General features: G+C 55.4%; 12 protein-coding genes. 9 read left to right on the plus strand and 3 right to left on the minus strand.

Going from position 1 to position 13,153, the window contains the following annotated elements; translation table 11 throughout:
- Positions 1-58: 58 nt before the first annotated feature.
- Positions 59-1,195, minus strand: a complete 1,137-nt coding sequence (locus L466_RS21740) for an HlyD family secretion protein (RefSeq protein WP_014168091.1) — start codon at positions 1,193-1,195, stop codon at positions 59-61.
- 2 nt (positions 1,196-1,197) lie between these two features.
- Positions 1,198-1,554, minus strand: a complete 357-nt coding sequence (locus L466_RS21735) for a DUF3302 domain-containing protein (RefSeq protein ID WP_014168090.1) — start codon at positions 1,552-1,554, stop codon at positions 1,198-1,200.
- Between the two features lie 655 nt (positions 1,555-2,209).
- On the opposite strand from L466_RS21735, the gene L466_RS21730 reads away from it, so the two are divergent.
- The 9 genes from L466_RS21730 (at position 2,210) to trmL (ending at position 12,310) form a co-directional block, all read left to right on the plus strand.
- On the plus strand, positions 2,210-4,117 hold the full coding sequence (locus L466_RS21730; RefSeq protein ID WP_014168089.1) for a PTS mannitol transporter subunit IICBA: 1,908 nt from the start codon (positions 2,210-2,212) through the stop codon (positions 4,115-4,117).
- Positions 4,118-4,216: 99 nt separating this feature from the next.
- On the plus strand, positions 4,217-5,365 hold the full coding sequence (gene mtlD, locus L466_RS21725; protein ID WP_020882667.1) for a mannitol-1-phosphate 5-dehydrogenase: 1,149 nt from the start codon (positions 4,217-4,219) through the stop codon (positions 5,363-5,365).
- A complete protein-coding gene (mtlR, locus tag L466_RS21720) occupies positions 5,365-5,952 on the plus strand; it encodes a mannitol operon repressor MtlR (protein WP_192879999.1) in 588 nt (195 codons plus the stop codon). Before mtlD ends, mtlR begins: the two co-directional genes overlap by 1 nt.
- A gap of 58 nt (positions 5,953-6,010) precedes the next feature.
- Positions 6,011-6,373 (plus strand): YibL family ribosome-associated protein, encoded by a 363-nt coding sequence (locus tag L466_RS21715; protein ID WP_014168086.1) that lies wholly within the window; start codon positions 6,011-6,013, stop codon positions 6,371-6,373.
- Between the two features lie 285 nt (positions 6,374-6,658).
- Positions 6,659-8,314 (plus strand): L-lactate permease, encoded by a 1,656-nt coding sequence (gene lldP, locus L466_RS21710; protein WP_032680001.1) that lies wholly within the window; start codon positions 6,659-6,661, stop codon positions 8,312-8,314.
- Positions 8,311-9,084, plus strand: a complete 774-nt coding sequence (gene lldR / locus L466_RS21705) for a transcriptional regulator LldR (protein ID WP_014168084.1) — start codon at positions 8,311-8,313, stop codon at positions 9,082-9,084. The genes lldP and lldR overlap by 4 nt, the downstream gene beginning before the upstream one ends.
- Positions 9,081-10,268, plus strand: a complete 1,188-nt coding sequence (gene lldD / locus L466_RS21700) for an FMN-dependent L-lactate dehydrogenase LldD (protein WP_025206447.1) — start codon at positions 9,081-9,083, stop codon at positions 10,266-10,268. The genes lldR and lldD overlap by 4 nt, the downstream gene beginning before the upstream one ends.
- Before the next feature lie 182 nt (positions 10,269-10,450).
- Complete coding sequence (locus L466_RS21695) at positions 10,451-11,791, plus strand: MFS transporter (protein ID WP_025206448.1); 1,341 nt, start codon at positions 10,451-10,453, stop codon at positions 11,789-11,791.
- Between the two features lie 45 nt (positions 11,792-11,836).
- Positions 11,837-12,310 carry a tRNA (uridine(34)/cytosine(34)/5-carboxymethylaminomethyluridine(34)-2'-O)-methyltransferase TrmL gene (gene trmL / locus L466_RS21690; protein WP_014168081.1) on the plus strand — a complete coding sequence of 158 codons (474 nt, stop codon included), beginning with the start codon at positions 11,837-11,839 and terminating at the stop codon, positions 12,308-12,310.
- Here the strand turns inward: trmL and cysE are convergent.
- Positions 12,307-13,128, minus strand: a complete 822-nt coding sequence (gene cysE, locus L466_RS21685; protein ID WP_008502718.1) for a serine O-acetyltransferase — start codon at positions 13,126-13,128, stop codon at positions 12,307-12,309. The two genes, trmL and cysE, sit on opposite strands and share 4 nt — an antisense overlap.
- Positions 13,129-13,153 lie beyond the last annotated feature (25 nt).

Genomic DNA, 13,153 nt, shown 5'->3' on the forward strand with positions numbered 1-13,153 from the left:
ATGGATCAAGCGATGAAAAAAGGGCAGGTATGCGTGTCGCATTCCTGCCCTGAAGGGGTTAGTGATCGAGATAGAGGTAGTGCATCCAGCTGGTCATACGCAACAGCACCTTACGCATTACCGAGACGTGAGCAAAGTGATCCGAATAGACCGCCACCTGAGCATAAATGCCGTCGGGCAGCGCATCGACATCAGCATTCGGCTCCAGCTCGATAGTGCCTAATACGCCATCGGTACCAGGGATCACGGTCAGCGACTGCAACGCACCCTGCGCCTGGTATGACCCCCCCGGCACCACCGGCAGAATACTGGTGAGCTTGCCGGAGAAGACCTGGCCCGGCAGCGCGTTGAAGACCACTTCCGCTTCGTCGCCCGGCTTCAGACGCAGCAGCGAGTTCTGACGGAACTGGGCCACAATCTGGCGTTTCTGTTCAGGAATAAAGACCATGACCGGGCGCAGCGGCAGCGCGGCAGCATAGGTCCCCGGACGAATCAGCACCTGCGTGATATAGCCATTGCTCGGCGCACGCACCACGGTCTGATCCAGGTTGTATTTCGCTTCAGCAAGCTGAGCACGCAGGGAAGCAACCTGGGATTGCTCACCGTTGACCATACTGTCTAACTGACTTTGTATTTGCGTCTGTTCAGCCACCGAGCCTTTTACCAGCGCATCCTGCGCCAGATAGTTTTGCCGTGCGTTGTCGATATCGCTTTCAGAGAACGGGTTAACCTTTGCGCGGCTGCCTTTCAGGTAGCGCTGGTAATCTTTATACAGGCGATCGCGTTCAGCGGACACGCGCGTGGTATTGGCGACCGCTTCCGCAAGCTGCGCTTTGAGATTGTCGATATTGTGCGTGGCGGTGACCAGGTCGGCCTGCAGTCTGTCGACGCGCGCCTGATAGCGGCCCGGATCAAGTTTAAATAACACTTCGCCTTTTTTAATTAGCTGGTTATTTTTATCGGTAACTTCACTCACTACCCCAGTAACCTGCGGCGTAATCGGAATGGAAATAACCGCTTTTTGCGCCGTAAAGGTATAGGGATGGTTATAGTTCATCAACAGGATAAGCCCGGCGACAATAAACACCCCGCCTAATGTTGCGGTCGCGAGAGTCCACTGGTTTACCGGGATACGGAATATTTTAAAAATGGCCCAGGCAAAGGCCACATAGGTCAAAATAATCAGCAGATCCATGATTAGTGCTCCAGCGTATTCTTGTCAGCCGTGGGAGGTACCGCTGCCAGTTTTTGTTCTAATTCGGCGACACGTTTAGTCAGAGCATCCATACCCGGGACCTCATCAGGTTTTGAGATGTGGTTCTGCATCCCCCAGCCGCGATCTTCGCGGTACAACGTGGCCCAAATCCACAGGAACGGCCAAATCGCATGGAGCGTAAACAGGCTAATCCATCCCGCCGTATGAATGGCATCCGCATGGGGATGATTCCGTTTTTTGGCCATATTATAAGGAATATCATGGATGGCGATGATTCCGTAAAAAAGAACCAGAAATACAAAAATCAATACGCCCAGCGCAAAATAGTTGAGAAACATATTCTCCTCACTTAAACAACGTCAACTCATTAAATTAATAAAACGGTACGCAACCTAATTAATTTTTTATAAATACGAGGTGTACTTATATTTCAGAGCCGGGGAGTATCGTTTTTTATAATATCTCCATGCAAGTTTATAAGCGTGTCAAAATATATCCTGAATAATAATAGACTTAACCTTACAATATGAGCGTAACGTACCTTATTGCTTTTCGCCATACCACACATGAAAAGTCATTTTTTAGCTTTATGTGTGACTTCATGACATCCTGGCGTTGAATCGCCAGGCAGAATTTGTCGCCGATCACATCCGGAGAATTCTGCATAAAAATTTTTTGTGAAATTAGTCACAATCCAGAAACAAACTCACGACAACCAAATGTGATTCACATCACAGAAGTGGGTGGTTTTTGCTTTATTTATCGCCATCGTATTTTTTTTATCCACCATTTTTGTGACGAAGATCACTTCATTCATGTCTGCACCCCCTACATTTACGTGATTCATATCACACAAATTTCCGTCGTCTGGACAGTTGAACGATTCAGTGCCAGATTTCACAGCATCAGAACAGGGCCCGGCTACCTCTGCCGCCTCATTAACAATAAACCTCGGGCCGCAAGCCTAAGCGTAAACAGAAGAAGGGGTGTTTTATGTCATCCGATTTCAAGATCAAAGTTCAAAGCTTTGGTCGTTTCCTCAGCAATATGGTGATGCCAAATATCGGCGCGTTTATCGCGTGGGGTATCATCACTGCGTTGTTCATTCCGACAGGGTGGTTGCCTAACGAAACGCTGGCGAAACTTGTTGGCCCAATGATTACCTACCTGCTGCCGCTGCTTATCGGGTTTACCGGGGGTCGTCTGGTGGGTGGAGACCGTGGTGGCGTTGTGGGTGCCATCACGACGATGGGGGTTATCGTCGGTGCGGATATGCCGATGTTCCTCGGTGCAATGATTGCGGGCCCTCTGGGCGGCTGGGCAATTAAGAAATTCGACGTCTGGGTTGATGGCAAGATCAAATCCGGCTTCGAAATGCTGGTGAACAACTTCTCTGCGGGCATCATCGGTATGATCCTCGCGATTCTGGCGTTCCTCGGTATTGGCCCTGCGGTTGAAGTGCTGTCCAAAGTTCTGGCGGCAGGCGTTAACTTCATGGTTGCGCACGACATGCTGCCGCTGGCGTCTATCTTTGTTGAACCGGCGAAAATCCTGTTCCTCAACAACGCCATTAACCACGGTATCTTCTCACCGCTGGGTATTCAGCAGTCTCATGACCTCGGCAAGTCCATCTTCTTCCTGATTGAAGCCAACCCGGGCCCGGGCATGGGTGTTCTGCTGGCGTACATGTTCTTTGGTCGCGGCAGTGCGAAACAGTCTGCGGGCGGTGCGGCTATCATCCACTTCCTGGGCGGTATCCACGAAATTTACTTCCCTTACGTGCTGATGAACCCACGTCTGATCCTGGCCGTTATCCTCGGCGGTATGACGGGCGTGTTCACCCTGAGCGTGCTGGGCGGTGGTCTGGTTTCTCCGGCCTCTCCAGGCTCCATCCTGGCGGTCCTGGCGATGACCCCGAAAGGTGCCTATTTCGCTAACATCGCAGCCATCTGTGCGGCAATGGCCGTTTCCTTCGTGGTCTCTTCTATCCTGCTGAAAACCAGCAAAGTGAAAGAAGATGACGATATTGAAGCGGCAACCCGTCGTATGCATGACATGAAAGCCGAATCAAAAGGCGCAACGCCGCTGGCGGCGGGCGATGTCTCTAACGACCTGAGCCACGTACGTAAAATCATCGTGGCCTGTGACGCGGGTATGGGTTCCAGCGCCATGGGTGCCGGCGTGCTGCGTAAGAAAGTGCAGGATGCGGGTCTGACCAACATCTCCGTCACCAACAGCGCCATCAACAGCCTCCCTGCAGATGTTGACCTGGTGATTACGCACCGCGATCTAACCGAACGTGCGATGCGTCAGGTTCCTCAGGCACAGCACATTTCGCTGACCAACTTCCTGGACAGCGGCCTGTACACCAACCTGACCGAACGTCTGGTGGCCGCGCAGCGTCATGAAGATAACGAAGTCAAAGTCCGCGACAGCCTGAAAGACAGCTTTGACGCGAACGACAGCCACCTGTTCCGCCTGGGCGCAGAAAACATCTTCCTGGGCCGCACGGCGTCCCACAAGGAAGAGGCGATTCGCTTTGCCGGTGAACAGCTGGTGAAAGGCGGCTACGTGCAGCCTGAATACGTTGACGCGATGCTGGAGCGTGAAAAGCTGACCCCAACCTATCTGGGTGAATCCATTGCGGTTCCACACGGTACGGTTGAAGCGAAAGACCGCGTACTGAAAACCGGCGTGGTGTTCTGCCAGTATCCGGATGGTGTACGCTTCGGTGAAGAAGAAGACGACATCGCCCGCCTGGTGATTGGTATCGCCGCTCGCAACAACGAGCACATCCAGGTGATTACCAGCCTGACCAACGCGCTGGATGACGACTCTGTCATTGAACGTCTGGCCAACACCACCAGCGTGGAAGAAGTGCTGGCGCTGTTGAACAAGTAACGGAACCTCTTCCCTCTCCCCCTGTGGGGAGAGGGTTAGGGTGAGGGCAAAGCCTCACCCCAGCCCTCTCGGGTAAAAACATTGATTAAGGTTAATACTATGAAAGCATTACATTTTGGCGCAGGTAATATCGGTCGTGGCTTTATCGGTAAACTGCTGGCAGACGCAGGCATTACGCTGACATTCGCCGATGTGAATCAGGTAGTCCTGGATGCCCTGAATGCCCGTCATAGCTATCAGGTACACGTGGTAGGCGAAAACGAGCAGGTTGAGACGGTGTCTGGCGTTAATGCGGTAAGCAGCATTGGCGAAGACGTTATCGACCTCATCGCCAGTGTCGATCTGGTGACCACGGCCGTTGGCCCGGTGGTGCTTGAGCGCATTGCCCCTGCGGTGGCGAAAGGCCTAGCAAAACGTAAAGCGCAGGGCATCGACACACCGCTGAACATCATCGCCTGTGAAAACATGGTGCGCGGCACCACGCAGCTGAAAGGCCATGTGCTCGCCGCCGTCGCGGACGAAGATAAAGCCTGGGTGGAAGCGCACGTCGGCTTTGTGGATTCCGCCGTTGACCGTATCGTTCCGCCATCAGAATCCGCCACCCACGATCCGCTGGAAGTGACCGTGGAAACCTTCAGCGAGTGGATCGTCGATAAAACCCAGTTTAAAGGCGCACTGCCAACCATTCCGGGGATGGAATTAACCGATAACCTGATGGCCTTTGTCGAACGTAAACTCTTCACGCTGAACACCGGGCATGCTATAACCGCGTACCTCGGAAAATTGGCCGGTCATCAGACCATTCGTGACGCGATCCTCGATGAGAGCATCCGTGCGGTGGTTAAAGGGGCAATGGAAGAGAGCGGCGCGGTGCTGATCAAACGCTACGGTTTTGATGCTGAGAAACATGCAGCATACATCCAGAAAATCCTCGGTCGTTTTGAAAACCCGTATCTGAAAGATGACGTTGAGCGCGTAGGCCGTCAGCCACTGCGTAAACTGAGCGCGGGCGATCGCCTGATTAAACCGCTGCTGGGCACGCTGGAGTATGGTCTTGCGCACGCCAACCTGGTGAAAGGGATTGCCGCCGCGATGCATTACCGCAGCGAACAGGATCCACAGGCGCAGGAGCTGGCTCAGCTGATTAACGATAAAGGCCCGCAGGGTGCGCTGGCGCAGATCTCTGGTCTGGATGCCAACAGCGACGTGGTTGTGGAGGCGGTGAACGCTTACAACGCAATCAAATGATGCAGAGTGCGGCGCAGGATAGCCTGCGCCCAAATAACAGATTGTCAGATATGCAGGCAATAATGGAACAAACCCAGGCCTTTGAAAATCGTGTGCTTGAGCGTCTGAATGCTGGCAAAACCGTACGAAGTTTCCTGATTGCCGCCGTCGAGTTGCTAACCGAGGCGGTGAATATTCTGGTACTTCAGGTGTTTCGCAAAGACGACTACGCGGTAAAATATGCTGTAGAACCGTTACTGGACGGAGACGGACCGCTGGGCGATTTATCGGTACGTCTGAAGCTGATTTATGGTCTTGGCGTGTTGAACCGACAAGAGTATGAAGATGCCGAGCTGCTGATGGCGCTGCGCGAAGAGTTAAATCATGACGGTAATGAGTACACCTTTACCGATGATGAGATCCTTGGCCCCTTCGGCGAGCTACACTGCGTCTCCGCGCTTCCCCCTGCTCCCCATTTTGATAACAGTGACCCTGAGCTGTACGCGATGCAAAAGCTGCGTTATCAACAGGTTGTCCGTTCCACAATGGTCCTTTCCCTGACTGAGCTGATTTCCCGAATCAGCTTAAAAAAAGCGTTTCAGAAGTAAGCCTGCTCACATTGGTGTATCCTTCCCTGTAAATTCCCCGTTTTCAGAGTTATTTGTCATGAAAGAAGTCGAAAAGAACGAAATTAAACGCCTGAGCGACCGCCTGGATCTGATCCGCCACCAGATGGCTGGTCTCTCACTGGTTGAGTCCGCCGAGAAGTATGCCGAGCTGGAGAAAGAGAGTGAGAAGCTTGAAGCGGAAATCGAGCGTCTGCGCGAAGTCAAAGGCCAGAAGCTGAGCAACGAAGCCCAAAAGCTGTTGAGCATGCCGCACCGTCGCGCCATCACTAAAAAAGAGCAGGCCGACATGGGCAAGCTGAAGAAAAGCGTCCGTGGCCTGGTGGTGGTTCATCCCATGACCGAGCTTGGTCGCGAAATGGGTCTGAAAGAGATGACGGGTTTTTGTAAGACCGCGTTTTGATCGTCCCCTGCCCTCTCTCCCAGGCGAGAGGGCGAAAACCATACCGCGTCGCCCCCCTCACCGCTTAAAATTGGCCCAACCAATCTCCCGGTAATCACTTTCCTGGTTCACAATTCCACTAATTCCCCTCACAAAATCATTGCCGACTCATAACAACTGGTTAACCATTTATTGTCATTCACCCTACAACACAATATTGGCAGGACCACTTTTACACAGTTTGTGACGCAGAGATGAGCGGAGACTCACCCGCTACGCAGACTGTCTGGTCCTCAGGAGACCTGCATGAGCCTCTGGCAACAAAACTACGATCCGGCTGGCAATATCTGGCTGTCGAGCCTGATCGCATCGCTTCCGATCCTGTTCTTCTTCTTTGCGCTGATTAAGCTCAAGCTGAAGGGATACCTGGCCGCGACGTACACCGTTGCCATTGCGCTGATGGTGGCACTGTTCTTCTATAAAATGCCGGTCGATCGCGCGCTGGCCTCCGTCGTCTATGGTTTCTTCTACGGCCTGTGGCCGATTGCGTGGATTATCATCGCGGCGGTCTTTGTCTACAAAATCTCGGTGAAAACCGGGCAATTCGACATTATCCGCTCATCGATACTTTCCATTACTCCGGACCAGCGTCTGCAGATGCTGATTGTCGGTTTCTCCTTCGGGGCTTTTCTGGAAGGGGCGGCCGGGTTTGGCGCACCGGTTGCCATCACCGCGGCGCTGTTAGTCGGGCTGGGGTTCAACCCGCTTTACGCTGCAGGTCTTTGTCTGATCGTTAACACCGCGCCGGTGGCGTTTGGTGCGATGGGGATCCCGATTCTGGTCGCCGGGCAGGTCACCGGTCTGGACAGCTTTGAAATTGGCCAGATGGTTGGCCGTCAGCTGCCGTTCCTGACCATCATTGTGCTGTTCTGGATCATGGCGATTATGGATGGCTGGCGCGGCGTGAAAGAGACATGGCCTGCGGTGGTCGTCGCTGGCGGCTCGTTTGCCATTGCCCAGTATCTCAGCTCGAATTTCCTCGGCCCCGAATTGCCGGACATTATCTCTTCACTGGTGTCGCTGGTCTGCCTGACGCTGTTCCTGAAACGCTGGCAGCCGGTACGCATCTTCCGTTTCGCCGATATGGGTGCTTCACACGTCGATCAAACCCTGGCACGTACCGGTTATACCGCGGGACAAATCATTCGCGCATGGTCTCCGTTCCTGTTCCTGACCGCCACGGTTACGCTCTGGAGTATTCCACCGTTTAAGGCCCTGTTCGCACCTGGCGGCGCACTGTATGAGATGGTCATTAACATCTCCGTGCCGTTCCTCGACAAGATGGTCGCCCGCATGCCGCCCGTGGTGCACGCCGCCACGCCGTATGCCGCGGTGTATAAATTTGACTGGTTCTCAGCAACCGGCACCGCAATCCTGTTTGCCGCTATCCTGTCTGTGGTGTGGTTACGCATGAAGCCAGCGGCTGCAGTACAGACTTTTGCGGCTACCATTAAGGAGCTGATGCTGCCGATCTACTCCATCGGCATGGTGCTGGCGTTCGCGTTTATCTCGAACTATTCCGGCCTGTCATCGACACTGGCGCTTGCGCTGGCGCATACCGGCCACGCCTTCACGTTCTTCTCGCCGTTCCTCGGCTGGCTGGGGGTGTTCCTGACCGGTTCAGATACCTCATCTAACGCCCTGTTTGCGGCCCTGCAGGCGACGGCAGCCCAGCAGATTGGCGTGTCGGACATCCTTCTGGTGGCCGCCAATACTACCGGCGGCGTGACCGGCAAGATGATCTCACCGCAATCCATCGCCATTGCCTGTGCGGCGGTGGGACTGGTCGGTAAAGAGTCGGACCTGTTCCGCTTTACCGTGAAACACAGCCTGATATTCACCTGTATGGTCGGGGTGATCACGACCCTGCAGGCCTATGTCTTAACCTGGATGATCCCATGATAGTCATGCCCAGACGCCTGTCCGACGAGATTGCCTCTCGCGTACGGGCGCTGATTGAAGAACAACAGCTGGAAGCGGGCATGAAATTGCCCGCCGAGCGCCAGCTCGCCGCCCAACTGGGTGTATCTCGTAACTCACTGCGTGAGGCGCTGGCGACGCTGGTCAGCGAAGGGGTACTGGTAAGCCGTCGGGGCGGCGGCACCTTTGTCCGCTGGCAGCACGATGACTGGTCCGAGCAAAACATCGTGCAGCCGCTTAAAACGCTGATGGAAAACGACCCGGACTACAGCTTCGACATCATTGAAGCGCGGCACGCCATCGAAACCAGTACCGCCTGGCATGCGGCCATGCGGGCCACTGAAGCCGACAAAGAGAAGCTCAAAGCCTGCTTTGACGCCACCCAAAGCAGCGACCCGGACATCGCCTCGCAGGCGGACGTGCGGTTTCATCTGGCGATTGCCGAAGCATCTCATAACGTTGTTCTGCTCCAGACCATGCGTGGTTTCTTCGACCTGTTGCAATCCTCCGTGAAGCAGAGCCGCCAGCGTATGTATCTGGTCCCGCCGGTATTTGCCCAACTGACCGAACAGCACGAGGCGGTACTCAACGCCATTCTGGCCGGGGATGCTGAAGCCGCGCGCAAAGCGATGATGGCGCATCTGGGGTTCGTGCACACCACCATTAAACGATTCGATGAAGATCAGGCCCGACAGGCGCGTATTACCCGTCTGCCTGGCGACAGTGATATTTCCAGGGAGAACAAAGCATGATTATTTCAGCAGCCAGTGACTATCGCGCCGCGGCGCAGCGCATTTTGCCGCCGTTCCTGTTCCACTATATCGACGGTGGGGCATATGCCGAATACACCCTGCGCCGCAACGTGGAAGATCTGTCGGAAGTGGCGCTGCGCCAGCGCGTGCTGAAAGATATGTCTGAGCTGAGTCTTGAGACAACGCTGTTTAACGAAACGCTTTCCATGCCGGTGGCCCTTGCGCCAGTCGGTTTGTGCGGCATGTACGCCCGCCGGGGTGAAGTCCAGGCGGCAGCGGCGGCGGATGCCAAAGGTATTCCGTTTACCCTCTCCACCGTCTCCGTCTGCCCGATTGAAGAAGTGGCCCCGACCCTCCAGCGTCCGATGTGGTTCCAGCTGTACGTCCTGCGCGATCGCGGCTTTATGCGCAACGCGCTGGAGCGTGCCAAAGCCGCGGGCTGTTCAACGCTGGTCTTTACCGTTGATATGCCGACGCCTGGCGCCCGTTACCGTGATGCCCACTCCGGGATGAGCGGCCCAAATGCTGCCCTGCGTCGCTACTGGCAGGCAGTAACGCACCCGCAATGGGCCTGGGATGTCGGTGTGAATGGTCGCCCGCACGATCTGGGGAATATCTCGGCCTATCTCGGTAAACCCACCGGGCTGGAAGATTACATCGGCTGGCTGGCGAATAATTTCGATCCGTCCATCTCGTGGAAAGACCTGGAGTGGATCCGCGAATTCTGGGACGGCCCGATGGTGATCAAAGGGATCCTCGACCCGGAAGATGCCCGCGATGCCGTGCGCTTTGGCGCTGACGGTATTGTGGTCTCTAACCACGGCGGACGTCAGCTTGACGGGGTACTCTCTTCCGCACGCGCACTGCCGGCGATTGCCGATGCGGTGAAAGGTGATATCGCTATCCTCGCCGACAGCGGTATCCGCAACGGGCTTGACGTGGTGCGTATGATTGCCCTTGGCGCAGACAGCGTATTGCTCGGACGCGCATATCTTTATGCACTGGCTACGGCTGGTCAGGCAGGGGTGGCGAATCTGCTCAACCTGATCGAAAAAGAGATGAAAGTGGCGATGACGTTGACCGGTGCAAAAACGATTCGCGAAATCAGCAAGGACTCCCTGGTGCAGGAGTTGGGTAAATTACCCGCCGCACTGGCACCGCTTGCCCAGGGTGACGCAGCCTGACGCCCGTCTGATTCCCCTTCCCCTCTCCTCGCGTCCGAACTCCCCTCGGGCGCTTTTTTTTGTCAAAAATAACATCTAGGTAACATATTGGATAAGAAAATTTGACATACCTGTGCCGCACGCAATTGTATAGACAAGCAAATACAAGAACACAAAAACACCATCACATCAGAGGGGAGCGTATGAGATATTCAGGTCAGGTGGATATTCAGCAGGTGATCGACGACAGTCCCTTTTCCGGGTTTCACTGGGTGCTCATCGTGCTGGGCTTTCTGGTGCTGGCGATCGATGGTTTCGATACCGCAGCAATGGGCTACATTGCGCCCACGCTGTCGGCAGAATGGGGCATACACAAACAGGATCTGGGACCGGTACTGAGCGCAGCACTGCTCGGGCTGTCGCTGGGAGCGCTGGTCGCAGGCCCGGTATCGGACCGGATAGGCCGCAAGCGCGTACTGGTCTTTTCTTGTCTGTTCTTCGGCCTTTCAAGCCTGGGGACGGCCTGGGCACAAAGCCTTAACACCCTGACGCTATGGCGGTTTCTGACGGGCCTGGGGCTGGGTGCCGCCATGCCGAACGCCATCACCCTCATCTCAGAGTTTGCCCCTCAGCGCTGTCGCGCCATGGCGATTAATACCATGTACTGCGGCTTCCCGCTGGGCGCGGCCGGCGGTGGGGCGATATCGTCCTGGCTTATCCCGCATCATGGCTGGCGAAGCGTACTGCTGACCGGCGCGATAGCACCGCTGATATTAACGCTGCTGCTGATGCTGTTTTTACCGGAATCGGTGAAATATCTGGTGCAGCGCGGGAAAGACATGATGCAGATCCGCCGTATCGCCAGCCGTTTCGCCCGCACGACCCTCGACGGTGTCACCGGTTTCTTTCTCGCAGAGGATCGGGTCGCCGCCAAAAAGGGGAGCGTAGCACAGTTGTTTTCACAGCCCTGGCTGCCCGGCACCCTGATGCTATGGGTAACCTATTTTATGGGGCTGGTGATTTATTACGTCCTGCTTAGCTGGATGCCGACACTGATGCTGGGGATGGGCTATCCCCTCGCGGAATCCGCATGGCTCACCTCGCTGTTCACCTTCGGCGGTACCGCAGGCATCCTTCTCGCGGGCTGGATGATGGATCGCTGGGAGGCACACAAAGTGGTCGCAGGTGGCTTTGTCCTGACCATGCTGCTCATTCTGGCGCTCGGCATTGAACATAACCATATCGCCCTGTTTGGCGGCTTGATTTTCCTGATGGGGATCGCGATGAACGGCGCACAATCGGGAATGCAGACGCTGGCAGCCACCTTTTATCCTACCGAGTGTCGCGCAACGGGCATTGCCTGGATGCAGGGCATTGGCCGCTTTGGTGGCGTGGCGGGCACCATGACCAGCGCGCAGCTTCTCTCCATGCAGTGGCAGGCAGACAGTATTTTGATGATCCTTAGCCTGCCCGCCCTGCTGGCGGCCGCGGCAACCTTCTACAAAATGCTGCGTTGCCGCTCGCAGGATCTCGGCGTCGCATAAGCGGCCCGGTTTCTGCTATTCTGCCCCCGCAATTAAGGGGGCAGCATGCTTAACATCGTTTTATTCGAACCAGAAATTCCGCCGAATACCGGCAATATTATCCGCCTGTGCGCCAACACCGGTTTTCGTCTGCATATCATCGAGCCGATGGGTTTTACGTGGGACGACAAACGTCTGCGCCGCGCGGGGCTGGATTATCATGAATTTACGGCCGTGGTTCGCCATCATGATTACGCCGCGTTTCTGGAAAGCGAAAACCCACAGCGCATGTTCGCCCTGACCACCAAAGGTACGCCGGCACATAGCGCCGTGCGCTATCAGGACGGTGATTATCTGATGTTTGGCCCGGAAACGCGCGGCCTGCCGGCCACCATTCTTGATGCCCTGCCCGCTGAGCAGAAGATTCGTATTCCGATGATGCCGGACAGCCGCAGCATGAACCTGTCAAATGCGGTGTCGGTGGTGGTGTATGAAGCATGGCGCCAGCTGGGATACCCGGGCGCCATTCTCAGAAGTTAAATACCGTCACCATACTCAAACGTATGGTGAATACCGTTGAAGTGCTGATCCATATCCATCGACGGTTTGTCGCTGTCTGGTTTACCGACAATACGTGCCGGTACGCCAGCGGCAGTCGTGTGCGGCGGAACAGGCTGCAGAACAACCGAACCGGCGCCAATCTTCGCACCACGACCCACTTCGATGTTGCCGAGGATCTTGGCGCCCGCGCCGATCATCACCCCTTCACGGATTTTCGGATGGCGATCGCCGCTGGTTTTACCGGTACCGCCTAACGTGACCGACTGCAGAATCGAAACGTCATCTTCAATCACCGCGGTTTCACCGACGACAATGCCGGTGGCGTGGTCAAGCATGATCCCGCGGCCAATTTTCGCGGCCGGGTGAATATCCACCTGGAAGGTCACGGAAACCTGGTTTTGCAGGAAGATAGCCAGCGCGCGGCGGCCTTCATTCCACAGCCAGTGGCCGATGCGATACGCCTGCAAGGCATGAAAGCCCTTCAGATACAGCAACGGCGTAGAGTATTTGTCCACCGCCGGGTCACGCGTGCGCACGGCCTGGATATCACAGGCGGCAGAAGCGATCATTTCAGGGTCAGCGGCATAGGCCTCTTCCACCACTTCACGAATGGCGATGGCGGGCATAATCGAGGAAGCCAGTTTATTGGCGAGCATATAGCTCAGGGCGCTGCCGAGGTTTTCGTGCTTGAGTAGCGTCGCATGATAGAAACTGGCCAGCATTGGCTCGCAGTCAGCCAAAGCCCGGGCTTCAGCTTTAATATTGTTCCAGACGATATCCAGTTCTTCACACGGCATTGCTTACTCCAGACGACATGTTAAT

Source organism: Enterobacter sp. BIDMC 30, assembly GCF_000534355.1.
GTDB lineage: Bacteria > Pseudomonadota > Gammaproteobacteria > Enterobacterales > Enterobacteriaceae > Enterobacter > Enterobacter ludwigii.

Coding starts and splice junctions, on each gene's coding strand:
- L466_RS21740 (WP_014168091.1), bottom strand. CDS start 1,195: ATGGATCTGCTGATTATTTTGACCTATGTGGCCTTTGCCTGGGCCATT.
- L466_RS21735 (WP_014168090.1), bottom strand. CDS start 1,554: ATGTTTCTCAACTATTTTGCGCTGGGCGTATTGATTTTTGTATTTCTG.
- L466_RS21730 (WP_014168089.1), top strand. CDS start 2,210: ATGTCATCCGATTTCAAGATCAAAGTTCAAAGCTTTGGTCGTTTCCTC.
- mtlD (WP_020882667.1), top strand. CDS start 4,217: ATGAAAGCATTACATTTTGGCGCAGGTAATATCGGTCGTGGCTTTATC.
- mtlR (WP_192879999.1), top strand. CDS start 5,365: ATGCAGAGTGCGGCGCAGGATAGCCTGCGCCCAAATAACAGATTGTCA.
- L466_RS21715 (WP_014168086.1), top strand. CDS start 6,011: ATGAAAGAAGTCGAAAAGAACGAAATTAAACGCCTGAGCGACCGCCTG.
- lldP (WP_032680001.1), top strand. CDS start 6,659: ATGAGCCTCTGGCAACAAAACTACGATCCGGCTGGCAATATCTGGCTG.
- lldR (WP_014168084.1), top strand. CDS start 8,311: ATGATAGTCATGCCCAGACGCCTGTCCGACGAGATTGCCTCTCGCGTA.
- lldD (WP_025206447.1), top strand. CDS start 9,081: ATGATTATTTCAGCAGCCAGTGACTATCGCGCCGCGGCGCAGCGCATT.
- L466_RS21695 (WP_025206448.1), top strand. CDS start 10,451: ATGAGATATTCAGGTCAGGTGGATATTCAGCAGGTGATCGACGACAGT.
- trmL (WP_014168081.1), top strand. CDS start 11,837: ATGCTTAACATCGTTTTATTCGAACCAGAAATTCCGCCGAATACCGGC.
- cysE (WP_008502718.1), bottom strand. CDS start 13,128: ATGCCGTGTGAAGAACTGGATATCGTCTGGAACAATATTAAAGCTGAA.